The sequence below is a fragment of the Bartonella sp. AC130YNZD genome, assembly GCF_042196865.1.
Taxonomy (GTDB): domain Bacteria; phylum Pseudomonadota; class Alphaproteobacteria; order Rhizobiales; family Rhizobiaceae; genus Bartonella.
Window position 1 is genome coordinate 79,897 of record NZ_JBHIQZ010000001.1, and the last position, 24,235, is coordinate 104,131.

The 24,235-nt window shown below is 38.3% G+C and carries 13 protein-coding genes and 1 tRNA gene; 6 read left to right on the forward strand and 8 right to left on the reverse strand.

The annotated features are described in order from the left end of the window. Positions 1-1,244 precede the first annotated feature (1,244 nt). The 5 genes from pncB to aroA all read right to left on the reverse strand — a co-directional run bounded on the left by pncB (position 1,245) and on the right by aroA (position 15,284). Positions 1,245-2,549, reverse strand: a complete 1,305-nt coding sequence (gene pncB / locus ACFINU_RS00345; RefSeq protein ID WP_375617513.1) for a nicotinate phosphoribosyltransferase — start codon at positions 2,547-2,549, stop codon at positions 1,245-1,247. A 132-nt stretch (positions 2,550-2,681) separates the two neighbouring features. Further along, positions 2,682-11,252, reverse strand: coding sequence for a GH36-type glycosyl hydrolase domain-containing protein (locus ACFINU_RS00350; protein ID WP_375617512.1), 8,571 nt, complete (start codon positions 11,250-11,252; stop codon positions 2,682-2,684). A 226-nt stretch (positions 11,253-11,478) separates the two neighbouring features. Further along, positions 11,479-13,179: a 30S ribosomal protein S1 gene (gene rpsA / locus ACFINU_RS00355; protein WP_375617511.1), complete on the reverse strand. Its 1,701-nt coding sequence runs from the start codon at positions 13,177-13,179 to the stop codon at positions 11,479-11,481. A gap of 132 nt (positions 13,180-13,311) precedes the next feature. Next, on the reverse strand, positions 13,312-13,959 hold the full coding sequence (gene cmk, locus ACFINU_RS00360) for a (d)CMP kinase (protein ID WP_375617510.1): 648 nt from the start codon (positions 13,957-13,959) through the stop codon (positions 13,312-13,314). Then, a complete protein-coding gene (aroA, locus tag ACFINU_RS00365) occupies positions 13,956-15,284 on the reverse strand; it encodes a 3-phosphoshikimate 1-carboxyvinyltransferase (protein WP_375617509.1) in 1,329 nt (442 codons plus the stop codon). Before aroA ends, cmk begins: the two co-directional genes overlap by 4 nt. A 187-nt stretch (positions 15,285-15,471) precedes the next feature. Between aroA and ACFINU_RS00370 the strand changes: the two genes are divergently transcribed. Further along, positions 15,472-15,852 carry a TIGR02300 family protein gene (locus ACFINU_RS00370; RefSeq protein WP_375611400.1) on the forward strand — a complete coding sequence of 127 codons (381 nt, stop codon included), beginning with the start codon at positions 15,472-15,474 and terminating at the stop codon, positions 15,850-15,852. 117 nt (positions 15,853-15,969) lie between these two features. Then, positions 15,970-16,045: transfer RNA gene (locus tag ACFINU_RS00375), tRNA-Ala, on the forward strand. A gap of 1,601 nt (positions 16,046-17,646) precedes the next feature. On the opposite strand, the gene ACFINU_RS00380 is transcribed toward ACFINU_RS00375, so the two are convergent. Continuing rightward, on the reverse strand, positions 17,647-18,234 hold the full coding sequence (locus ACFINU_RS00380; RefSeq protein ID WP_375611399.1) for a hypothetical protein: 588 nt from the start codon (positions 18,232-18,234) through the stop codon (positions 17,647-17,649). A gap of 111 nt (positions 18,235-18,345) precedes the next feature. Then, positions 18,346-19,527, reverse strand: coding sequence for a DNA recombination protein RmuC (locus ACFINU_RS00385; RefSeq protein WP_375617508.1), 1,182 nt, complete (start codon positions 19,525-19,527; stop codon positions 18,346-18,348). Between the two features lie 90 nt (positions 19,528-19,617). Between ACFINU_RS00385 and def the strand changes: the two genes are divergently transcribed. From def to truA, 3 genes are read left to right on the forward strand one after another with little or no spacing between them, the layout of a single operon-like run. Continuing rightward, positions 19,618-20,154 carry a peptide deformylase gene (gene def / locus ACFINU_RS00390; RefSeq protein ID WP_375617507.1) on the forward strand — a complete coding sequence of 179 codons (537 nt, stop codon included), beginning with the start codon at positions 19,618-19,620 and terminating at the stop codon, positions 20,152-20,154. Beyond that, entirely contained in the window at positions 20,154-21,083 is a 930-nt protein-coding gene (gene fmt, locus ACFINU_RS00395) for a methionyl-tRNA formyltransferase (protein ID WP_375617506.1), read from the forward strand. The genes def and fmt overlap by 1 nt, the downstream gene beginning before the upstream one ends. A 1-nt stretch (position 21,084) precedes the next feature. Further along, positions 21,085-21,828 (forward strand): tRNA pseudouridine(38-40) synthase TruA, encoded by a 744-nt coding sequence (gene truA, locus ACFINU_RS00400; RefSeq protein WP_375617505.1) that lies wholly within the window; start codon positions 21,085-21,087, stop codon positions 21,826-21,828. A gap of 32 nt (positions 21,829-21,860) precedes the next feature. On the opposite strand, the gene ACFINU_RS00405 is transcribed toward truA, so the two are convergent. After that, positions 21,861-22,724: an LOG family protein gene (locus tag ACFINU_RS00405; RefSeq protein ID WP_375617504.1), complete on the reverse strand. Its 864-nt coding sequence runs from the start codon at positions 22,722-22,724 to the stop codon at positions 21,861-21,863. A gap of 106 nt (positions 22,725-22,830) precedes the next feature. Here ACFINU_RS00405 and dapD point away from each other — a divergent pair, with 106 nt between their 5' ends. After that, positions 22,831-23,679: a 2,3,4,5-tetrahydropyridine-2,6-dicarboxylate N-succinyltransferase gene (dapD, locus tag ACFINU_RS00410; protein ID WP_375617503.1), complete on the forward strand. Its 849-nt coding sequence runs from the start codon at positions 22,831-22,833 to the stop codon at positions 23,677-23,679. Positions 23,680-24,235: the final 556 nt, after the last annotated feature.

Sequence of the window (24,235 nt, forward strand, 5' to 3'; positions counted from 1 at the left end):
GAGTCTTTATTTTTGTAAAGCATGTTTGTATGAATCTCTACATATACATCATTAAAAAGTCATTGATATGATAGTCATTTCTTTCTAAAAGACATTTCGTTTTTTTTCATATTTCTTAATGAGGATATAATACAAAGCTTACTAAACACCATCATTTTTATACTTATACAGTTAAGAAGCCGATCTATTATATCAATCTTTAATGTTACATCTGTTATTAACTTAAGAATAATTCATAAGAAACAACAGAGTTTTTCAAATGGTTTTATATATACACGCATTCTTATTATAATATGCGAATAAATAATTTCTCTGTCTTTGTATAAAGCTTATTCGAAATAAAAATATTATTGCATTCTTTGTTTTTTAATGAAGTCATGCCCCTCACGTAAAACAAAAGGTCTCCCAAATCATGTTATTTACACATTTATTTTTAATGAAACATTTCTCAACGCTTTACTCATTTCATAATAGCAGACTATACATGGATAAAGTAAAATCTCCTGTAACATGTATAAAATCTATTTGAGTACCATCATCCTTGCCTTGCAAAATACACACCGATAGTCACCATGCTATTTGTCATCCTCCAATGTTGCCTTAGTAATTCCTAATGCTACAATTATAGCTTGTCATCTGGTTTTGTATATTTTGACACTAAATTTTGTACCAATTTATTTTTTTCAAAGAGTTTAAAGATGTTCTCAAAGGGTTTTGAAAGCCTTTTCTCATTTTTACTTATGGAAACGCACTTTTTTCTGATTTTCGGTAATTTTTGCAATTTTAGGTGTCAAAATCTATTTTGATAAAACGCGCATTTAATGGTCAAAATTGTACATAAAAACAACAAATTACCACGTATTCCTACTTAATCAAACCTCTTCCTACTTAGTATAAAACCTACTGTCAAACTACAACAATAACCCTTAGAACTTGAAAACCTTCATACATGCAAGGAGATGAGTGTGCTTGATTTAACAGGGTTAAAATGAGAAAATCTCCTTGGCTAAACTTCCTTGGCACGTTAAGTGTTTTTTTAATGCGTCGTAAATACTTTTAAGTCTTATCTATCGCGCCTTATGTAAGTGAAGCGTATGCGTGGTAGGCCAAGTAGAATCTGCTCAAAAACAGCCGAACTGTTTACAGACCAGCAAAGGTTAAGAATCCTCATCCTTAGGGTAGAACAGAAATCAATCTTATAAACAATATGATGAGTCAATATACTTGTTTTAAAGAACCGGAAACTATGTCTTTATAGGTCTAGCAATTCGCTTTTTATTACCAAAAAAATTGAGATAACGTTGTACTTCTTTTGAATCACCAATCGTTTTTTCAGGATTATCTGAAAGTTTTACGGCTGGTCGACCATTGGCATAGGTCACCTTACAAACAAGGGAAAGAGCATCAAGAGTTTTGATTTCCTGAGGTGCACAGCCTGTAAAGTCATTGGTAAGATCCGTGCCCCATCCAAAACTCATGCGCACTCTACCATGGAAATGATGATAGGTTTTTTCAATTGTATTGACATCAAGAGCATCAGAAAAAATTAAAAGTTTTTTGCGTGGATCTTTTCCTTTTTCTTTCCACCATTGAATAATACGTTCGCCACCTTCAATAGGGGGCGCACTATCGGGTCTGAAACCCGTCCAATCAGCGACCCAATCTGGTGCATTGCGTAAAAATTCTTCTGTACCAAAGGTATCAGGTAAAACAATGAGAAGATTTCCACCATAATAACGATTCCAATCTTGCAAGACTTGATACGGAGCTCTGCGTAATTCATCATCGTTGTTGCTGAGAGCCGCAATAACCATAGGCAATTCGTGTGCATTGGTTCCAAGAGCTTCTAAATCCGTATCCATGGCAAGAAGAACATTAGAAGTTCCAGTAAAAGAATGACCAATGCCTTCTTTTAATGCTTCCACACACCAGCGCTGCCATAAAAAAGAATGGCGGCGCCTTGTCCCAAAGTCAGATATTTTAATATCAGGCAATTTTTTGAGACGTTCAACTTTACTCCACATTTTTGCTTTAGCACGCGCATAAAGTACATCAAGAGCAAAACGATCTAGTTTTTTGAGAGCAGCACGTGAACGTAATTCACTAATAATAGCAAGGGCAGGAATTTCCCACATGGAACTATGGGCCCAGGGTCCATGAAAATGAAGGATATATTGGCCATCTTTGCGGGTGAGTTCATATTCTGGGAGTTGAAAATTCTCAAGCCACTGAAGAAAATCCGGTTCAAAAATTTGTTTGCGTCCATAAAATGTATTACCAGCAAGCCAAATCATTTCTTTTTTTGTAAAGCGCAAACTAAGAGCATGATCAAGTTGAGCACGTAATTCACTCTCATCAATATCATTGGCAAGACGTATTGTTTTAGAGCGATTTATGAGGGAAAAAGTAACATTAACATTAGGGTATAACCCCCAAATCATCTGCACCATAAGAAGCTTATAAAAATCCGTATCAAGAAGTGACCGAATAATGGGATCAAGCTTCCAAGTGTGATTGTAAACACGTCTAGCAATATCCGGATGATTCATAACCTTTTTCTTTCATCTTCATAAAATCTAAAATATTATGCACCAACACGGCTAATATAGACGGTGCAATATAACAACTCTACAGTTTTGGGCAAGAATAAAAAGCCTATTCTCTTTTTTCATCATTCATCTTTAAGATTTGACAATACGCATAACTTCATGCTGACCTGTTTTTTGTAATTTTATCCCTGTATGAACTTCGGTATATTCTTTGCTATTAACATAGAGCATATTTTTAGGTCCCCATTTTACTTTAATGCGATAAACGGCATCATAAAACTTCATTGTTGCTTCATATTTTGGCCAAATAGAGGGTAAATGTGGCTGCAAAAACAATAAGTCTCCCTGACGCTGTATTCCAAGAATAGCTTGTGTTGCGGCGCGATAAAACCAACCGGCTGAACCTGTATACCAAGTCCAACCGCCTTGACCACATCGTGGTTCAACAGCATAAATATCTGCGGCCATCACATAAGGTTCAACACGATAAATTTCAGGATCTTGTCCATGGGTAATTGGGTTTATCATAGAAAATAAAGCATAAGCTTTATCGTTTTGTTCCATTTCAGCCAACGCAAAAATACTCCAAATGGCACCATGCGTGTATTGACCACCATTTTCTCGAATTCCTGGAGGATAACCTTTTATATAACCAGGCTTGAGCGTACTTTTATCAAAAGGCGGCCAAAAAAGGCGAATGAGTCCGCCTTTTTTATCATAAAGCTGTTCCAACATTGATTTCATCGCTTGTTTTTGACGTTCAGGCGATGCCATTTGAGAAATGACAGCCCAAGATTGAGCAATGGTATCAATTTGACATTCATCATTGATTTTAGAGCCAAGAGGTGTTCCATCATCAAAATAACCACGTCGATACCAAGCACCATCCCAACCGTTTTTCTCTAGGGATTTTGTTAAATGTTCAAGGTACGTACTCCATATTTGCATATGGCTATTATCACCACGTTTTTTGGCTAAAGAGATAAATGCTTGTAATGTGTACCCAAGAAACCATCCTAACCAAATGCTTTCGCCTTTTCCTTCCACACCAACCAAATTCATACCATCATTCCAATCCCCACCTAAAATAAGAGGAAGACCATGTGGTCCGCAGCGTTTAATGGCAAGGTCTAAAGCTAAAGCACAATGTTCATAAACTGTTGCAACCTTTGAGGATTGGGTGGGTTGAAAATAAGCATCCTGTTGCCCACTTTTGAGAACATCACCTTCAATAAAAGGAATGAGCGTATCAAGAAAAGCGTCATCACCAGTGGTAGTGACATAAAGAGCTGTTGCATATGCAAACCAAACGATATCATCAGAAATGTATGTACGAACACCAGCATTTGTGTCAGGCAACCACCAATGTTGCACATCACCTTCAAGAAATTGGTGCGCTGCTGCATTTAACAATTGTTCACGTGCTAATTGTGGTTCCAGCAATAACAAAGACAAGCTATCTTGTAACTGGTCACGAAAACCAAATGCACCACTCGCTTGGTAAAAGCCTGCGCGTGCCATGATGCGGCATGCGTAGATTTGATAAGGAAGCCAATGGTTGACCATAAGATTAAAAGAAGCATCAGGTGTTTTGACTTGGAAAGGAGAAACAAAATCACTCCATTGCTGTTTTTGTTTTGTGAGCTGAATTTCAAAATCACTTGCACGTACTTGATTGAGTAATTTTTCAGCTTCTTGCCTATTTTCAGCACTACCAAGATAGAATATGATTTCTTTTGTTTGCCCTGGTTGAAGATCAATATCATAAGCGAATGCTGAACAAGGATCACATCCTGCTTCAATGGTATTCGAAAGAGCACCGGCTTTACGGATCGCATTTGGACGTGTTACGGTTCCCGTTGCACCAATAAATTCAGCGCGATTGGTCGTAGTGCTGGTTGGCATTTCGGATGCTGATAAAAATGTAACTTGTTGAGATTTCTCGATGTGATAGGGATTTTGAATAAAATGTGCACCCCATCTGTCCTCATAAGAGGAAACAATAAAGGGGGCATATTTTGTACGGACATTTCCCAAAACCCATTCAACATAATTATAAAGGCGTAAACTGCGTGGTTTTTTCCCTTCATTCGTAAGGATAAGACGTGAAAAGCGAATAGGTTTTTCGGGATCAAGTGTATGAGTCAGTTCTAATGCGATTTCTGAATGTGTTGATTTAAAAGTTGAGAATCCAAACCCATGACAAGCCTCATAGACAATATTTTCGTCACATTCAACAGTAGAAACGGGTGAGAAACGTTTTAAAGACTGGCGATCAACCAGATAAAGAGCTTCTCCTGGTCGGTTAGACGTTGGATCATTCGCCCAAGGAGTTAGTTGATAATCGCGGCTATTGTTAGCCCAAGTAAAAATTGCACCTTCAGCAGAGACATGAAAACCAAATCTGTGATTAGCAATGACATTAATCCACGGATGCGGTGTAGTGGTACGTCCATGAAGACGTATTACATAATGATTGTGCTGATTAAAACCACCGTAACCATTCCAATATCTTAGATCTTCTCCATTTGGGAGAAAAGAGGATGGTTTTTGTTGGCTAATAAGACCAATGGAAGAAAAAAGATTTTGTTCAGTTTGTGTTGTAAATTGCTGTCCTTCGTTATATCTTGGCAAGTTTAATTGATCATAAGATTCTTGATAATTTTTACGAACTGTGAGATTAAAATCATTCTCATCAAGTCGTTTAAGTTGTTCAGATAAAGAGCCATTTTGGGCATCAAGAACGATACGCGCTGATGCAAGAAGCGTTTTAAAACTATTTTCACTCATTTGATCGCGTCGAAGCATGAAAATATGTTGGCGTTCATCTGCTTTTTGCGTGTGGTGATAATAAGATTCACAGACCCACTCAAGAGCGCGTTGTGTATTTTGTATGTAGGAAAATGTTTGTTCATTAAGAATGACCAAATCAACAATGAGTCCGCGCATACGCCAATATTCATGTGCTTTAAGGAGCTCGCGCAGTACAGTTATATTTCCCTCGTTATTTAATCTAAGAAGACAGAGTGGATTGTCTCCTGAGATAGACATAGGCCAAAGATTAGACTGTTTTCCTATCGTTTTTGCTAATATTTCAGAAGGAAGACGCCACGTTCTTTCTGGATAAATAAGCGGTGTTGCATATTTTTGATAGATAATAGCTTCTTTAAGCTGGGTTCCGCTCTGATACAGTGCGACTTGTGAGCGCGTCCATGCCATTGAAAGTTCTTTTTGAAACATATCAGGTTGTCGATAATGTTTAATATGATTATTTAGCGCTTCTTTTGTATGAGCAGCAAAAGTCCAAAAAATAAGTTCTGCTTTTTCATGGGCTGAAATTTTTATACGGCATCGCAATGACATAACAGGGTCAAGAACACAACCTTGACTATTACTGAAACGAGCATTTTGGTCAAATGCAGTGGGCCGATGAATGGATCGCCCCCGACCAATAAACAGAGAGCGATCTGTTTCAGCTTCTGTCTCTTGGAGAATATCTGTTGTACTAGAAACAAAATGGGCAACATAGATTTCAGGATCACTAGGCGAGCGTTTGCGCCTTTTGGCAAAAATTGTTTTACCTTCTTCAGTAATTTCTGTCTCTATAAACATACGGGAAAAAACAGGATGAACTTGGTCTGTATCCATCGTTGCAAGCGCTAATTCACCATAAGAAGTCACTTCAATGAGACGGTCTTTATTTGTCGTATTCATCAATTGAATACGTCTCCCTTCGCCACATCCTTCAGATGTAATAAGACATTCAAGTGTTGATTTAATACCATCAACCATTTTTGTATATTCAGCCTTTTCATCTGTAAAAATGCTGACAGCTTCTTCTTCAATAACACGTGTTGGCTCACCAGTAACAGACCACCACCGTCCACTATGCGTATCACGTAAGAAGAATAAAGTACCTTGTTGATCTTCTGTTGCATCAGGAATAAAGCGCGTAATCGCATAATCGTGCCAACGGCTGTAACCAGAACCATTCGCTGTTAACATGGTAGAATAAAAGCCATTAGACAAAAGTAAAGTTGCTCGTGGTTTGAGTAACGGGTTTGTAATAATGCGCAAAGGGGCTGCGTCAAATGCTTGAGACTTATTGCGCATACGATTAACAGCTTTGGTATGAATAATAGGAATGAGATGAGGCGCTCTTTCCTGTAAGAGCAATTGTGTTGCTTCAATAACGGGATCACGGTGAAAACGATCACGCATTCGCCCTTGAAAAATAACATTGTTAAGAGCAAGAATAGACATACCATGATGGTGCGCATAATAATTGCGTACAATGGCGTATTTTTCCCCTGTTTTCACGCGTGTTGGAGTAAAATCAACAGAGTCATAATAACCATATGTTCCTAAAGCTCCAAGATCACGGAGTCGTTTTAAATTAGCGACAGCGCAAGCAGGAGCATATTGTGCCGCTAGAAGGCTGGCATAGGGAGCAATGACAGCATTGCGTGAAAGACCACGTTGGAGTCCGAGGTTTGGAACACCAAAATGAGCGTATTGGTAATTCATTAAATGATCGCGAGCATTAAATGCGGCTTCTGAAATACCCCATGGCAATTCCCGTTTATGGGCATATTGTATTTGACAACGAATAATCAATCGATTTGTTTGATCTAAGAGAGACCCTAAAGGTTCATGCATTACGAGAGATGGCATAAGATATTCGAACATTGATCCAGACCATGATAGGAGTGCACCTTTCCCACCTATGGGTACGAGAAGTCGACCAAGACGAAACCAATGTTTAAGTTTTATATCTCCTTTTGCGATGGCAAAAAAGCTTGCAAGACGTGCTTCTGAAGCAAGTAGGTCATAACAATTTTCATCGAGTTTGTTTTCTTGAACACGATATCCAATGGATAAGAGATGCCGTTTAGGCTGTTCTAAAAAGTCAAATTTCATATCAAAGGCTATTTGCCGTGCTATTATAGCCAGCCTGTTTAGGTTTTTACGTAATTTTTCAGTATCACAATGAGCAGTCGCATCATGATGATGAGCGTTACAGGTGTCGATAAGGCATTTAGCCCAAGAAAACGCACGAGCAGATTCTATCGTTTGAATTTTGTGGTCAAGTTCACCGACTAAGTGCACAATATCGTGGGCTGCAAGTGAAAGATCTATGATGTGAGAAGGGACCGTATTTTCTTGTTCTAAAAAAGTGAAGACAGAGTCATGAAAACGAGTGATGTTTTCTTCGATTTTTTGGCGTAAAGAGCGTAAACTGGGTTGATGATCTGGAACTTCTCTGACAGTTTCTTCAAGAATAGCAAGAACATCCGATAAGCCTTCTCGATCACTTTGGAAAAAAAGAGGCGGTTTTTCAGCCCATTCACTTAAAGCAGAAGAGAGTGTTACCAAATGACCGGCAAGATTTCCTGAATCAACGGTTGATACATAAGTAGGCAAAAGAGGCCTGAGTGTCTCCGTTTCATACCAATTATAGAGATGACCACGAAACTTTTCCATTTTTGTAAGAGAGCGTAATGTACATTCAATACGGGTGATGGTCTCTTCAAAACCAATCCAGCCAAAATCACGTGCTGCAATAATAGAAAGGAGATAAACGCCAATATTCGTAGGCGATGTACGTTGAGCAACAAGAGGTTCAGGATCTTCTTGAAAATTATCGGGAGGCAGATGGTTGTTTTGTGCATTGACAAAGGTTGTATAATAAAGCCATGTCCGCCGTGCAATAGAGCGAAGTTTTTTTTCATCTTTTGAAGAAAGATCAAGGCTATCTTGAAAGGTTGAAGGTTGACTCACAATCCAAGCAATAAAGGGTGAAAAAAACCATGCTATCCCAAAAGGCAAAGCAACCAAGCTTGCAAAACTATCAGAAAAAAGAGGGAGTGCTATAGTAAGAATACCAATAAGCGATGCTGGTGCCATTGTAAAAACATAGACACGCAAACTATTGGGCATTGATTTTGTTGCGGCAGAAGTTTTCCATTCAAGAAGATGCTGTTTTGAAATCGTCATACGATAGAGTGTACGAATAATCGCATCGGTCATAAAATACGCCGAATGAGCAAGAAACGTCGTTTTAAGAAATATATCAGCGCTTGTAAGAGCAATTTTGTTCCAAATTAATTGAAAATGTCCACGCAAAGAATGATCTATATTGGATGAGACAAGCGTTTTTAATACACATAGAATGGGTGAAATGAAGGAGCTAAACAACAAGAATAGCTGCCAGACGATTGCACTCTTTAAAGACAAAAAAGCCCATCCTGCAAATGCTGCGATTAACCACATAAGTGGAGTGAGAGAACGACGTAAATTATCCTGCATTTTCCAACGCGTCACGGAACTTATTTGACGGTGGGAAAAAAGATAAGGCAAAAGCTGCCAATCACCGCGGACCCAACGATGATAACGCATAACATCAATATTGTAAGCGGTTGGATAGTCTTCAATGATTTCTATGCTACTTACCAGAGCAGTACGAGCATAACCTCCTTCTAAGAGATCATGACTAAGAGTAGTATTTTCTTTAATTTTGCCATCAAGCGCTTGTTCAAATGCATCAATATTATAAAGACCTTTACCGATAAAGGTGCCTTCTCCTAAAAGATCTTGATAAGTATCAGAAACAGCAAAAACATAAGGATCAATGCCACGGTTTATAGAAAAAACCCGTTGGAGAATTGATGTTTTTTTTCCTGTTGTAAGAGAAGGAATAATGCGTGGTTGTAAAATGCTATAGCCCTTTACAACCTTTCCACTTTGTAGATCAAAAACGGGATGATTGAGTGGATGGTTAAGCTTTCCAACAAGTTTCGCGACGCTCTCTGGAGTAAGACGTGTATCACAATCCAGCGTCATAACAAAACGGCAATCCATAGGAAGACGTGGATTGGGAGGATAAAAGCTTGTATTTTTATCGCCTCTTAAGAGTCGATTAAGTTCATGAAGTTTTCCTCGCTTTCGTTCCCATCCCATCCAACATTTTTCGCTTGTATTATAAAGGCGTCGGCGATGTAAAAGGAAAAAAAGCGGAAGTTCATCACGATGATAACGATTATTGAGTTTATCAATATTCTTTTGCGCATAGTGCAATAAATCAAGATCATCTTGCGTTTCTCTCAATGGAGCATCCACCCAATCTGTAATGAGTGCAAAATGAATGGCACCTTTAGGATTGGAAAGATAGTGCACTTCAAGATTGCGCACTTGTTCATCAATATCATCGCGTGATGTCATCAAAGTAGGTACAACAACCATTGTCCGTGCATGTTTTGGAATACCTTCTTTATATTCATAACCAATGAGTTGTCTTGATGGGACAAACCACGAAACAACAGTATTAAATAAAGCAAAAGCAGCATCGATAGCAGGAAAAAGCGCCAATACAGTAAAGCAAAAAGACATCCATTGTGTCATGCCAGATAGCTGTAAAAGGGCGTAAATTACAAGCAAAAGAGCAAGCGTCAGAAAAGAGACAGGAATGGCGATGACTCTCAATTTTGAGCAACAGGAAGCGCGTGTCCATTTTATGAGAAAGGGCGGAATATATCCACAAGCCTTTTCAAATATACCACAACCATCATCAACAAGGTACCACCCCACACAAGAATGATGAGGCATATCTTTAGAAGTGGAATTTGCCATTTCTACAACTTTATGTGCAACTTCCAGTTCACTAAGAGGCGAAAAGCGAGAAACTTTTTCAATGACTTGTCGATAAATATTGCGTGAGTGAACATCAATTTCAGAAAAATCACTATTTTTACGCAAAATAGAATCGACACAACTCACTGTTTCAAACCATGCTGTCCAATCAACATCATCTATAGCTTTAAGAGCACGGATAATATTACCCATGGTCACACCATCTGCTGCTTGTCGGGTATGTTCATCGGCTGTTGCAATCTCTAAGCTACTGCCTTGGCTTTTCAATTGCTTTTCAAGCCAAGTTAATGCTACGGTTGAATCGACAGATGCACTGCGCAGGCGATAGAATAAATGTGCTGAAAAAGTTGGATCAACAATAAATGATTTATACTGCGTAAAAAGAGAGTGTAGATTTGTTTTATTTTTTACAAGAGAAATTTTATCTGCCACTTGACTAGCAAGATGGCGCATATGTCGCGCTTTTTCGATACGTACTGAAAGACGACGGACATTTTCAATGAGCAGCATTTGCATAACTGAAGGAAGAGCCCACAATTCACCAATTGTGAGCGCACAAACTTCTTGAAATCCGTTGGTCATAGCAGTGAGTGTTTCTTGTGAAAAGCTGCTATCGGTATGCGCAATATAAAGCCAAGTTAAAGCAAAAATTCGTGGTATTCCGGCTTTGTGTGTAGAAAGAGGAAGTTGCTTTATGAAGGACTTGGGTAGATTACGACGTAGCTTTTGTATGGTTTTATCAATGGTGTAATGATTATCAATGAGCCATTGAGCAGATGGTGCGATGGTTTCATCATTTCGAGCAGCAAAATCACTGGTATGAAAGGCATGAAGAATAAGTTTAGCATTTTCATTCAATCTCTTGCGAAAATCTCCTACTCCTTCATATTCAGGGAGTAAAATTTCTTTACCAGAAGCTATATCATGCCCTAAGTTATAAAGATCTTCCTGTACCTTATAAATTGCACGAAGAGGAAAATCCGTATTAATAAAATGATCTTTTTTCTCTTTTTGAGAAAAAAAGCACTTTATGAAAGGTATTATGCACGTCATAGTGTCCCATTGTTATTCAATTACATCGTTTTTTATTTAAATTTTAAGCATTTTATCTGAATAGTGAACCGTTGTTAGACAAAAAACAAACTTTTTGTTTTTATTTGCAAGCATTTATAATTTTTGTTTCAATAATTTAAAAATAAGCAGACAATTTTTTTAGAAAATAAAAAGGTCACTCCTAATGAGTGACCTTAATAATAAAACCAACTTTAATGATCGATGATTAATCTTGTTCTTGTTTTTTCAAAGCTGCACCCAAAATATCACCAAGAGAAGCACCTGAATCTGTAGAACCATATTGTGCAACAGCTTCTTTTTCTTCTGCAATTTCTAAAGCTTTAATCGATACTGAAATTTTACGTATTTTTTTATCAAATGCTGTGATGCGAGCATCAACCTTTTGCCCAATTGCGAAACGCTCAGGACGTTGCTCATCACGATCACGCGCAAGATCAGCACGCCGAATGGTTGTCTCAAGGTTGTGGTCAATCAATTTCACACCAATATCATTGTCGTTAACAGCAATCACTTCGCATGTTACAACTGCACCTTTTCGCAATTCGCCAGAAGCAGCTGCTTCTCCAACTTTATCGCTGGAAAGCTGCTTAATTCCAAGAGAAATGCGCTCTTTTTCAATGTCAACATCAAGGACCACAGCCTTAACGATATCGCCTTTATTATAAGTATCAATAACTTGTTCACCAGGACGGTTCCAATCAAGATCAGACAAATGAACCATACCGTCAACATCGCCTTCAAGCCCAATAAACAGACCAAATTCTGTTTTATTTTTGACCTCTCCTTCAATTTGCGAATTGACAGGAAATTTATTGGCAAAAGCTTCCCATGGATTTTCAAATGTTTGCTTTAAGCCAAGAGAAATACGCCGTTTAGAAGGATCAATCTCAAGAACAACCACTTCTACTTCTTGTGATGTAGACAGAATTTTTCCAGGATGAACATTTTTCTTTGTCCAGCTCATTTCAGAAACATGGATCAGCCCTTCAATTCCTGGTTCAATTTCAACAAAACCACCGTAATCAGTAATGTTGGTAACAGCACCCGTAATTTTTTTACCAATCGGATACCGGACACTGATGCTTTCCCAAGGATCACTTTCAAGCTGTTTCATTCCAAGAGAAATACGGTGCGTATCTTGATTAATGCGAATAATCTGAACTTTAATCGTTTGGCCAATTGTGAGCACTTCAGATGGGTGATTAACACGCCGCCATGCCATATCTGTAACGTGCAAGAGACCATCAATCCCACCAAGATCAACAAAGGCACCATAATCTGTAATATTTTTCACCACACCTTCAACGATTTGGTTTTCTTCAAGATTTTGTACGATTTCTGAACGTTGCTCAGCGCGACTTTCTTCTAAAACAGTGCGGCGTGAGACCACAATATTGCCACGACGACGATCCATCTTCAAAATTTCAAAGGACTGTGAATTATGCATGAGGGGTGAAACATCACGAATGGGACGAATATCAACTTGGCTGCGAGGCAAGAAAGCAACGGCACCATCAAGATCGACTGTAAAACCACCTTTTACTTGGCTAAAGATCACTCCATCAACGCGTGCACCAGCATTGAATTTTTCCTCCAAACGGACCCAACTTTCTTCGCGCCGTGCTTTTTCACGCGATAAAACAGCTTCACCCATCGCATTTTCAATGCGTTCAATGTAAACCTCAACTTCATCGCCAACTTGCAAAGAACCATCTTTTGCTTTAGCTCCAAATTCTTTGAGAGGAATACGTCCTTCGACTTTAAGACCAGCATCAATAATGGCCATGTCTTTTTCGATTGCAATAACACGACCTTTAACAACAGATCCTTCATTAAGATCATTAGTTTGAAAAGATTCTGTTAAAAGGGCTTCAAAATCCGCTGTTGTGGGATTGTATTGTGACATAAGAACTCCTAATATATACCTTGTATTATAAGGTATGAGCGCTAGGTTAGTGTTAACATAAGTAACTCCCTAGCCGTTTTCCTTGAATAAAGGAAAAAAGTTAGCGCTAGGCTGGAAGTTACCTTAACGAATTTATCCAATTATATGCATTTTTATGATTGGATCAATAAAACTGCATGCAACTTCAAATGTTGCTTCTATACTCAATTCTGACGTATCAAGCAAGTGGGCGTTTTTTGCTGGTTTTAGTGGACTTTGTTTGCGCGTTATATCGCGACTGTCGCGCTGTTCAAGTTGAGCTAGGATTTCATGATAATTTGCTTGAACACCTTTTTTTAAAATCTCTTGGTAGCGGCGTTTGGCGCGTGTTTGAACATTGGCTAGAATATAAAACTTGATATCGGCATCAGGACAAACAATCGTTCCGATATCACGCCCATCAAGCACACAGCCGGGCAAAACTTTAGCAAAGTTGCGTTGTTTTTCGACAAGAATTTTGCGTACAGCAGGGTTAATTGCTATTTTTGAAGCCGCTTCACCAAGTTCATGAGAAGAAAGAAGAGAAGGATTTAAGGTATTAAAATCAAGTTCTTTAGCATAAATAATAGCATTTTTTTCATCATTAAGAGCTAAATTTTGTTGTAAAAGCGTATGAGCAACACTACGATAAGTAAGACCAGTATCGAGATGACGAAGGCGATAATGTGCAGCAATTTTGCGTGCTAAGGTTCCTTTGCCTGAGGCTGCAGGTCCATCAATGGCAATAACAAAAGGCTTCAAGCGATTTTCCCCCCAAGTTTTTTTATAAAAGGAATAAACTCTGGAAAGCTCGTAGCGATCATTCGTTTATCATCAATGGTAACAGGTTTTTCTGACACAAGCCCAAAAATGAGAAAACACATAGCAATTCGATGATCAAGATGTGTTGCAACATACCCACCCCCCAAACCTTTGGCAGAACCTTTTCCATAAACAACAAGAAAATCTTGACCTTCTTCACAGTCTACGCAATTAATTTTTAATCCTTGAGCAACAGCAGACAATCGATCTGATTCTTTTACACGCAATTCTTCAATTCCTAGCATAACTGTTTTGCCTTCTGCAAAGGCTGCTGCTACTGCCAAAGCAGGATATTCATCTATCATCGATGGAGCACGTTCTTTGGGCACCGTAACGCCTCTAAGGACCGATGATTTTATCCGTAGATCAGCAACATCCTCTCCACCTGTTTGACGTCGGTTCAAAAATTCAATTTGAGCACCCATTTCCCACAATGTTTCGATAAGTCCTATTCGAGAGTTATTTATCAAAACATTTTCAATGGTGATATCAGAGTCTTCTACAAGAAGGGCTGCGATAATTGGAAAAGAAGCAGAAGAAGGATCACCCGGAATATGAATCGTTTGTCCAGTAAGATGGGGTTGACCATTAAGATGAATCAAACGCACACCTTCGTTATCTTTTTCTATTTCAAGTTGCGCACCGAATGCTTTTAACATTTTTTCCGTATGATCTCGTGTCAGAACTGGTTCAATAACAGTTGTAGTGCCGGCGGTATTGAGTCCAGCAAGCAGGATTGCTGATTTAATTTGGGAGGAAGCTATTGGAACACGGTAACGAATCGGATTAGCCATTTTCGGACCATAAAGCGTTAAAGGAAGGTGATCGTCGCGCGTTGCCTCAATTTCAACCCCCATAAGACGCAGTGGATCAAGGATACGTCCCATTGGACGTTTAGAGAGCGAAGCATCACCAATAAAGGTTGTTTTCATATGATACGGACCAACCATTCCCATAACCAAACGAGCACCTGTTCCAGCGTTTCCAAAATCTAAAGGTTTTTGTGCAGCTAAAAGGCAACCATTCCCTGTCCCTCGTATGATCCAGAAGTCTTCTTTTTTAATAATACAGGCACCCATAGCTTGCATAGCAGCAGCTGTATTGAGTACATCAGCGCTTTCAAGTAATCCATGAATATATGTCTCACCACTTGCTAATCCTCCCAATATAAGAGAGCGATGAGAGATTGATTTATCTCCTGGTATTTGAATTTTTCCAGAGAGACTACTCGATTTATAGGTGGTTATAGGGATTGCTTTTTGCATGGAAATTCTATTTAATTCTATCTAACTTTTATCAAATTGTGCATCCTTTAGCACATGCTTTAAAAGACGTCATGAAAAAATCACTGTGGAACAGTGTATTTATCTTTGACAAAGGTATTATTTTTCGATTAAGCACCATAAAATTTATCTTTTAATGGAATAATAGTTAATCAAAGAGGCACGGTTTATGGCAAAACAAGAACTTGGAACTAAACGTGTTGATCCAGAAACAGGAAAAAAATTTTACGATCTAAATCGCGATCCTATTGTGTCGCCCTATACAGGAATTTCTTATCCGCGTTCTTACTTTGAAGTTGCAGCAGCTGAAGCAAATAATGAGGAAGAAGTTGATACTGAAGAGCTTGATACAGCACTTGAAAAATCTGCTTTTATGCTTCTTGAAGATGATGATGTGGATTCTAAAGATGACGATCTTCCTGATTTAGAAGATAGTGATGTAGATCTTGGTGATGATGATGATACATTTTTGTCTCATGATGGTGACGATGAAGATGATGACGTTACTGATATTCTCGGAGGCGGTGTTTCTAATGATGACGATGCTTAAAAGAAGTAAAAGAGGACATCTTTTTTATTGAATGTAAATTCTTCTTGATCTTCAATTTTGATCGTTCTAGAAAAGCTGGAATTGTATACTGTCTTTTTGGGACAATTTGTTTTTATAGGGGCTATAGCTCAGCTGGGAGAGCGCTTGCATGGCATGCAAGAGGTCAGCGGTTCGATCCCGCTTAGCTCCACCAAAAGGACCAACTGTTCTATCAAGGGAATCAATTATAATAAAAGATGTGTGCATCAATTTAAAAGGTTTATGTGCTATTTAATTATCATTCCAATAGCGCCTGTTCCTTGCATCTTAATGATATTATAATACATTTTTAATCATTTGTTGGATTATAAAATTTACTGTCGCAACCGTGAAAGTAGATAATTTTTTTATGCTTTGCACAGAAATAGAAAATGAGCTGTTTAACCTGCGCCTTGTCTTAAAGGACAAAATTTGAATTTCCTTTACCACAATATTTCCACAAATATCATAATATGTTGGTTACCGGTATCTTTTTAAAAAATATGAAGTACTTAAACAAAGAGTAGAGAATAAAATATTAAAATATACTTCTTAATTATTGCGAATCAGAACTTTTTTCGAGTATTTTTAGCCTGATCAGATGTTCTGCCAATTAAAAATTATCCACCTTGAGTAGCGTATACCTGCTCAATACTAAGGTATATTAACACTTAAATAATATATTGAATCAATTAATTTTTTTCCTTGCACGTCATAAACAAGGTCGAGGAGTAAGAGCAAAGTGGTGCCATCATTATATGTGCTAATTCCCAATGTTACGGATAATTCTTACATTTGAGAATGTATGTTCATAAAAAAACATTTTTAGTCTTTTCTTTCACAGTTTTTATCCACATACCCATTGTGCTTGTTATGTGCAAGCCAATGGTTTTATTGATTCAACCTCAAGAGATCTGAAACGATAAAACCCTACGCCATTCGAGATTCTTACTTTAATATGAATAACGATATATTATCTTTATAAATCAATATGCTTAAACCATTTAAGAAAAAGAATAAAAACGCTTCTCATAAATATTCTCAAATGCAAAAGCTATCACAACATTGGAGACTGACTTGTTACTTCATAGACGCTACAAATCTTTCTCTGAATACTCCCTACCCTGAGTATTCATTGTGTGTAAAGTTGCATATACTTTATCATCCTATAAACGGGAGTGTTTTTACAATACAATAAGATAACTTCTTTCAATTAAGATGGACTGAATAGACAAGTATGTTTTATTTCATACAATACTAAATACACCTAGTTCTTTTGAAGACTGTAGCGCCCTCTTTATAAAAAATAACGTTTTTTCGTTTAATGCATTTCTCGTTTTTTTATATTGAATATTTTACCCTTTTTATGAGGCCCGAACTGCTTTTGTTTTAATTGCTATTTTATACGCTTAACAAAGAAAATATTCATATAATAATCAGCCAGTAATACGCATAATGAAAATAAAAAATGATATTATATTTTAAAATTTTTCTTCAATAATCTCTGGCACTTAGCCCAATGCGAAATGCCAGCGCTAAATAGAAGATAGTTTCTATTATAAATTCTTTTAACAAAGGAGGTAAAAATGTCGAGAGTATCTTCAAATATATTGTGTATTGCAAAAACTTTCTGTTGCTTGAGTTTATTCTAAAAAATAACAATTTATTTCATTGAACGATCGGAAAAACGACACTATTTTATCATATCATGCGGAGTTTTGCTTTCGAATAATTTTATCCTATCAATGATTGAGATTTTCAAATCCCTAATCTTCCCTAATGCCATCCACATCTTTTTAATTGCTGTTCATAGAGCCTCGATATCCTTGCCATGCGCTGTGCTGTCTGTGAAAGCGCAGCACTGACATGCCCACCACTACGTGCATAAGCACCATGCCCCATATGATAATTTAAATAAAGGCTATATGCATCATCAAACCTCACCCCATTGCGTTGAACACTTTGGCGATGATACCAAGCAACAAAATCAGCAGCATCTGCGAAATTCGTACGCCATGCAAAAGACTTTCCTGTAGAGCGAAGATACATTGCCCATGTACTATCAAGCGCTTGAGCATAACCATAAGCTGTCGACCGACGCTTCCATGGTATAAAACCAAGTAGTTTTTTGCGTGGAGGACGTGCATTGTGACGAAAGCTCGATTCCATCTTAATGGTTGCAAGAATAATAGGCATAGGAATTCCATAGCGCATTTCCGCTCTTTGAGACACCTTACCCCAATTGTCAAAAAAACCATTTTTTTGTGCTAAAATAGCACAAGCATTATTTGTGTGGATGGGAGTGGTTGTTGCACATCCCTCTAGCAAAAACACCAGTGCCCCTAAAAACAAAAGGTGTCGCATATTCCTATTCCTCTCGTTTAAGAAATAAAACAAGATAGAGATACTAAAAAATGATTACCAATCAATAAAGAACATGATCTAACTTGTAATATTTAAGAAGCTTGCTTTGCTTTATTCCTCATCAGCAAAACGCAATGTTCTCGACTGAGCCAATGTTGTCATTTTTGTTGGTTCAGAGTAATTTTCTTTTAATTCGACAGTTTCAATGCGATTTGCCCGTTTCATGATTTTGGAGGATGATATCAAAATTCCCTCTATATCTTCACCTGCTTTATGAAAGTGCTTCTGTAGTGCGCGAACACGCGTATCCATTCGTCCAAAATCTTCCATCAATTTTGCTACTTCTGATTGAATTAAATGCGCTTGTTCACGCATCCGCGCATCTTTCATAATGGTTTGTACCACTTGGACAGAGAGCATCAACAAAGATGGTGAAACAATAATCACATGGGCTCTATTGGATTTTTGTACCAATGCCTCAAAGTCCTCATAAATTGTTGCGAAAATCGATTCAGATGGCACAAAAAGGAAAGCAGTGTCATGGGTTTCTCCAGGAATCAAATATTTTTGTGCAATATCACGGATATGAACTTCCATATCGGTACGAAATTGGCGTTCTGCCTCTTGACGCTCTTGCGCTGATTCTGCCTTACGCATAGCATTCCAAGCCTCCAGAGGAAATTTAGCATCAACAACAAGAGAAGGAGCTTTATTGGGCATATGAATGAGACAATCTGGGCGCTTTCCATTGGAAAGAACAGCCTGAAAAGCATAAGCGTTTGTTGGTAAGGCATCGGCAATAATTGCTTCCATCCGCCCTTGACCGAAAGTACCACGCGTCTGCTTATTGCTTAAAATGGACTGCAACTGAACAACTTGTCCCGTAAGCGATTGAATATTATTTTGTGCTGCATCAATCACTGCTAAACGCTCTTGCAAACGATTCAAATTTTCATAAGTGGATTTGGTCTGTACCTGAAGTGTTTGGCCTAAGCTTGTTGTCATCCCATTGAGTTGCTCACTGAGTGATTTATTCAATTCAGCCTGCCGTTGACCAAAAATTTCCGCCATCGTTTGCATTCGCCCTTGCATTTCAGCTTGTGTTTTCAGCAAAGTAGCCATCTGCATTTGTGCCTCACGTGCGCGTTCAGCAATTTCATTTTCCAAAAATGCTTTTTTTCGATGAGAATGTATCAACATAAAAAATGTCAAACAGACAAGTATAAATAAAAGCAAAAGCATTAGTTTAGAAAAAAAATCACCAGCAAGTATGGAAAAAAACGAATCAAACATAAATTGTAATATAACGCTCTTATTGTAAAAAAACGCAAGAATCCGTTATTCAATATTGACCAATAACAAACCATTGATTAATCTCTACTTATGCCAATGAGATCTTTAGTTACTTTACCTGATCCGATTTTACGGGAAGTGTCCAAACCTGTTGAGCAGGTCGATTCAGCTCTCCAAAAACTTGCGGATGACATGTTGGAAACCATGTATAATGCTAAAGGCGTTGGTCTTGCTGCTATTCAAATTGGTATACCGCTACGTATATTGGTTATAGATGTCTCTGGAAATTCTGAAGATGAGCAGAAAAAACCACTTGTTATTATCAACCCTGAAATTTTATGGCTTTCAGATGAGCGTAATATTTACAAAGAAGGTTGTCTTTCTATTCCTGATTATTTTGCAGAGGTTGAACGTCCTAAACGCCTTCGTGTTCGCTATCAGAACCGTGAAGGAAAACAAACAGAAATTGAAGCAGACGATCTCTTAGCAACTTGCTTGCAGCATGAAATTGATCATTTAGATGGGCGCCTTTTTATTGATTACATTTCAAAGATCAAACGCGATATGGTGATACGAAAATTAAAAAAACGCGCAAAAGAAAAAAACATGCAGGAAGCAGTTTTGTAATGGCTTTACGATTAAGTTTTATGGGAACACCAGATTTTTCTGTTCCTATTTTACATGCTTTACTGGATGCAGGTCATGATGTTGTTGCTGTTTATAGTCAACCCCCTCGCCCAGCAGGACGTCGAGGGCTTAAATTAATCCCTTCACCTGTTCAAATTGCAGCGCAAGAAAAATCCATTTCTGTCTTCACGCCTCAAACACTCAAAACAATCGAACAACAGGAGCAATTTGCAGCACTTTCTGTTGATGCTGCTATTGTGGTGGCTTATGGACTCCTTTTACCCAAAGCTATTCTCGAAACGCCACGTTTTGGTTGTTTTAATGCCCACGCTTCACTCTTACCACGTTGGCGTGGTGCTGCGCCTATTCAACGAGCAATTATGGCTGGTGATAAAGAAACAGGTATCATGATCATGAAAATGGATGAAGGACTTGATACGGGGCCTATCGCTCTTTCTCGCTCCATCCCCATTACTGATAACACCACCACTGCGGAGCTTTCAAACAGACTTTCACATATTGGCGCAGAACTTATGGTAGAGACTTTATCAACTCTTGAAAAAGGACAACTTAAACTGACCCCACAATCAGAAGAAGGCATCACCTATGCGGCCAAAATTAGAAAAGAAGAGACCCGCATTGATTGGACAAAACCTGCAGAGTTTATTCATAGGCATATTCGCGCGCTCTCTCCCTCTCCTAGTTGCTGGTGCAACATGAATATCGGTGGACGAGAAGAACGTGTAAAAATTCTTGATAGTCGCTTAACAACAGGTCCTTCTCTTGAAATTGGACGGATAGAACCAGATTCTTTGATTATCCATTGTGGGCAAGGACGGATAGAAATAACCTCTCTCCAAAGATCTGGCGGTAAAATTCTTGAGTGCGCAACATTTTTGCGAGGTGCTCATATTTCTGCTGTTTTTTAAGATGCCACGTTTTAAACTCACTCTTGAATATGATGGTTCAAATTATGCTGGTTGGCAGCGTCAAGCAAAACTTCACACTATACAAGGAGCTCTTGAACAAGCGATTTTTTGCTTCAGTGGACAACAATTGACCATAACAACAGCAGGACGAACGGATGCAGGAGTACATGCTACGGGACAAGTTGCGCATGTTGATTTTGAAAAAAACTGGCATCCCCATACTGTACGTGATGCGCTCAATACTCTTTTACGAAAACAGGGAGAAGCAATTTCAATCCTAAACGTAGAAAATGTCCCTGATGACTTTGATGCACGATTTTCCGCTATAAAACGCCATTATCTTTTTAAAATACTTAATCGTCGCTCTCCACCAGCCTTAAATGCCAAACGCGTGTGGTGGTTGCCAAAGCCTCTTAATGCTGACGCCATGCATGAAGCAGCGCAAAAGCTTGTAGGACAACATGATTTTACAACTTTCCGTTCAGCACACTGCCAAGCCAAAAGCCCTATTCGCACCCTTGAACGCCTCGATATTCAAAGAGAAGGTGAAGAAATTTTCCTTTATGCACAAGCTCGTTCTTTTCTTCATCATCAAATCCGTTCATTCGCAGGAAGCCTCATGGAAGTAGGTATTGGACGTTGGACAGCTCAAGATCTCGAAGCAGCTCTTCATGCTAAAGATCGTAAACGTTGTGGTGTTGTTGCCCCCCCCTCAGGACTTTATTTAACCAAAGTAGAGTATTAATGATCCTTCAAGAATGAACATCTCAAAAGTCGTTAAAGCAGTTTATAAAAAGAACGAATTTCTTCAAAAGCTTCTGCTGCTGTATTAACAAATTTTACAAAATTAATATCAGTAGGAGAAATTGTACCTTGTGCAGACAGATACTCAAAATTGACAGTATTGCTCCAAAATTCTTTGCCAAACAATAAAATTGGTACCTGTTTCATACGCCCCGTCTGTACTAAAGTTAATGTCTCAAACAGTTCATCCAGAGTCCCAAATCCTCCAGGGAAAATGGCTAGGGCTTTCGCTCGTACTAAAAAATGCATTTTGCGCATCCCCAAATAATGAAAATTGAAACATAAATGCGGCGACACATACGAATTAGGCTCTTGCTCATGTGGTAAAATAATATTCAAGCCAATCGTTGGAGCACCAACATCACAAGCACCACGATTTCCCGCCTCCATGATTCCTGGTCCTCCCCCCGTAACAACCACAAATTCACGATATTGTGTCGTAGCAGAATAAAGTGAGCACAAACGTGCAAACTCTCTTGCTTCATCGTAATAATGTGACATAGCATGCAAATTTTTCTTTTGTATTTCATTCTTTGCAACCCACGCTGCTTGCCCAGGTTCAGGAATACGCGCACCACCAAACAAAACAACTGTTGATTGAATATCATATTCTTTAAGGGTTATTTCCGGCTTTAAAAATTCAAGACTAATACGTTGTGAGCGCAGCTCTGGACGCATCATAAAATCTTGATCGATATAGGCTAAACGATAAGTAGACGAACGCACTTGTGCTGAATTAGAGACTTTATGGATCTGTTGTAGAGCATCCTTCGTATGGAGAAGTGGTGTCCAGTTTTCTTGCTCCCTTTTTCTTTTTTCTTTACAGCCTTTTTTCATGCACCTGTCCTACTTCCTCATCGTTTTATTGACTGAACACATTTCTTCGCGTAGTTCATAGAGAATAAATCTTGAAGCTTTCAACTTGTTTAACGGAACTCTCGTCATGACCCATATCACACAACTTGAAATTATTATCGAACGAGCTTTTGACGATCGTGATTCCATCGATACTACCACAAAAGGCGAAATACGTGAGAGTGTTGAACATGCATTGAACCTTCTTGATAAAGGTGAAATCCGTGTTGCAGAACGACAAAAAAATGGACAATGGCATGTTCATCAATGGTTGAAAAAAGCGGTTTTGCTCTCTTTTCGGCTTAATCCTATGCAAATTATTACTGGTGGAATCAATGGGACACATTGGTGGGATAAAGTTCCTTCAAAATTCTCTGGTTGGCAAGAGGCAGATTTTAAAAGTGCTGATTTCCGTTCCGTTCCTGGAGCCATTGTACGTCATTCTGCTTACATTGCACCCAATGTTATATTGATGCCATCCTTTGTCAATCTTGGTGCTTTTATCGATGAGGGCACAATGGTTGATACATGGACCACCGTTGGTTCTTGTGCACAAATTGGTAAACATGTCCATCTTTCTGGCGGTGTTGGTATTGGAGGTGTTTTAGAACCACTGCAAGCAAATCCAACAATCATTGAAGATCATTGCTTTATCGGTGCTCGCTCTGAAATTGTTGAAGGCTGTATTATCCGTGAAGGTGCTGTTTTGGGAATGGGAGTCTTTATTGGAAAATCAACAAAGATTATTGATCGTACAACAGGTGAAATTTTTATTGGTGAAGTACCAGCCTATTCAGTGGTTGTACCAGGTTCTCTCCCTGGAAAACCTTTACCAAATGGTGAAGCAGGACCTAGCCTTTATTGTGCTGTTATTGTAAAACGCGTTGATCAAAAAACACGAGAAAAAACATCCATTAATGATCTTTTACGTTCTTAGACACAAGATTAATGCATAATAATATTTCATCGTTTTTTAACTTGAATAATAACCTCGAATACAAGGATTCTCTCATTTCAAATCCTTTCATAGTGAATCAATCACTATCATTTCCTTACACGTTACAAACGCAGTTGGTGTGTGGGTAAGAAACACTTTAAGAAAAGAGTGAAATACTTTTAATGAATTCTCTCAAATGATAAGGACTGTCATAATATTTTGAGCTGAAAAAGAGTATGATGGGTGCGCTTTGCACCTTTCTGACGCGTAAAAGCGGTAATGCCAAAATGGATTTTATATCATTCACAGTGTATTTTACGTTATATTTTTCATAGCCCCCGTTGTGAAATGGAGTTTGATGTATTGAGTGATGATTTACGAAAACGAGCACGCCAATATGCAACATAAATGTATTTTGTTTAAAGCATTCTGTTTTACGTAAGAAAGTGACACCATTACGCAATACACAAAAACATGAAGCACGGCGCAATTCTATTTAAAGTATCCTTTAAACACCTGAACCAATCGACAAAAGCAAAAGCGCAATCAATGAGAG

Excerpts from the sequence above, each read along its gene's own strand:
- pncB (WP_375617513.1), bottom strand. The coding sequence starts at position 2,549 with ATGAATCATCCGGATATTGCTAGACGTGTTTACAATCACACTTGGAAG.
- ACFINU_RS00350 (WP_375617512.1), bottom strand. The coding sequence starts at position 11,252 with ATGACGTGCATAATACCTTTCATAAAGTGCTTTTTTTCTCAAAAAGAG.
- rpsA (WP_375617511.1), bottom strand. The coding sequence starts at position 13,179 with ATGTCACAATACAATCCCACAACAGCGGATTTTGAAGCCCTTTTAACA.
- aroA (WP_375617509.1), bottom strand. The coding sequence starts at position 15,284 with ATGCAAAAAGCAATCCCTATAACCACCTATAAATCGAGTAGTCTCTCT.
- ACFINU_RS00370 (WP_375611400.1), top strand. The coding sequence starts at position 15,472 with ATGGCAAAACAAGAACTTGGAACTAAACGTGTTGATCCAGAAACAGGA.
- ACFINU_RS00380 (WP_375611399.1), bottom strand. The coding sequence starts at position 18,234 with ATGCGACACCTTTTGTTTTTAGGGGCACTGGTGTTTTTGCTAGAGGGA.
- ACFINU_RS00385 (WP_375617508.1), bottom strand. The coding sequence starts at position 19,527 with ATGTTTGATTCGTTTTTTTCCATACTTGCTGGTGATTTTTTTTCTAAA.
- def (WP_375617507.1), top strand. The coding sequence starts at position 19,618 with ATGCCAATGAGATCTTTAGTTACTTTACCTGATCCGATTTTACGGGAA.
- fmt (WP_375617506.1), top strand. The coding sequence starts at position 20,154 with ATGGCTTTACGATTAAGTTTTATGGGAACACCAGATTTTTCTGTTCCT.
- truA (WP_375617505.1), top strand. The coding sequence starts at position 21,085 with ATGCCACGTTTTAAACTCACTCTTGAATATGATGGTTCAAATTATGCT.
- ACFINU_RS00405 (WP_375617504.1), bottom strand. The coding sequence starts at position 22,724 with ATGAAAAAAGGCTGTAAAGAAAAAAGAAAAAGGGAGCAAGAAAACTGG.
- dapD (WP_375617503.1), top strand. The coding sequence starts at position 22,831 with ATGACCCATATCACACAACTTGAAATTATTATCGAACGAGCTTTTGAC.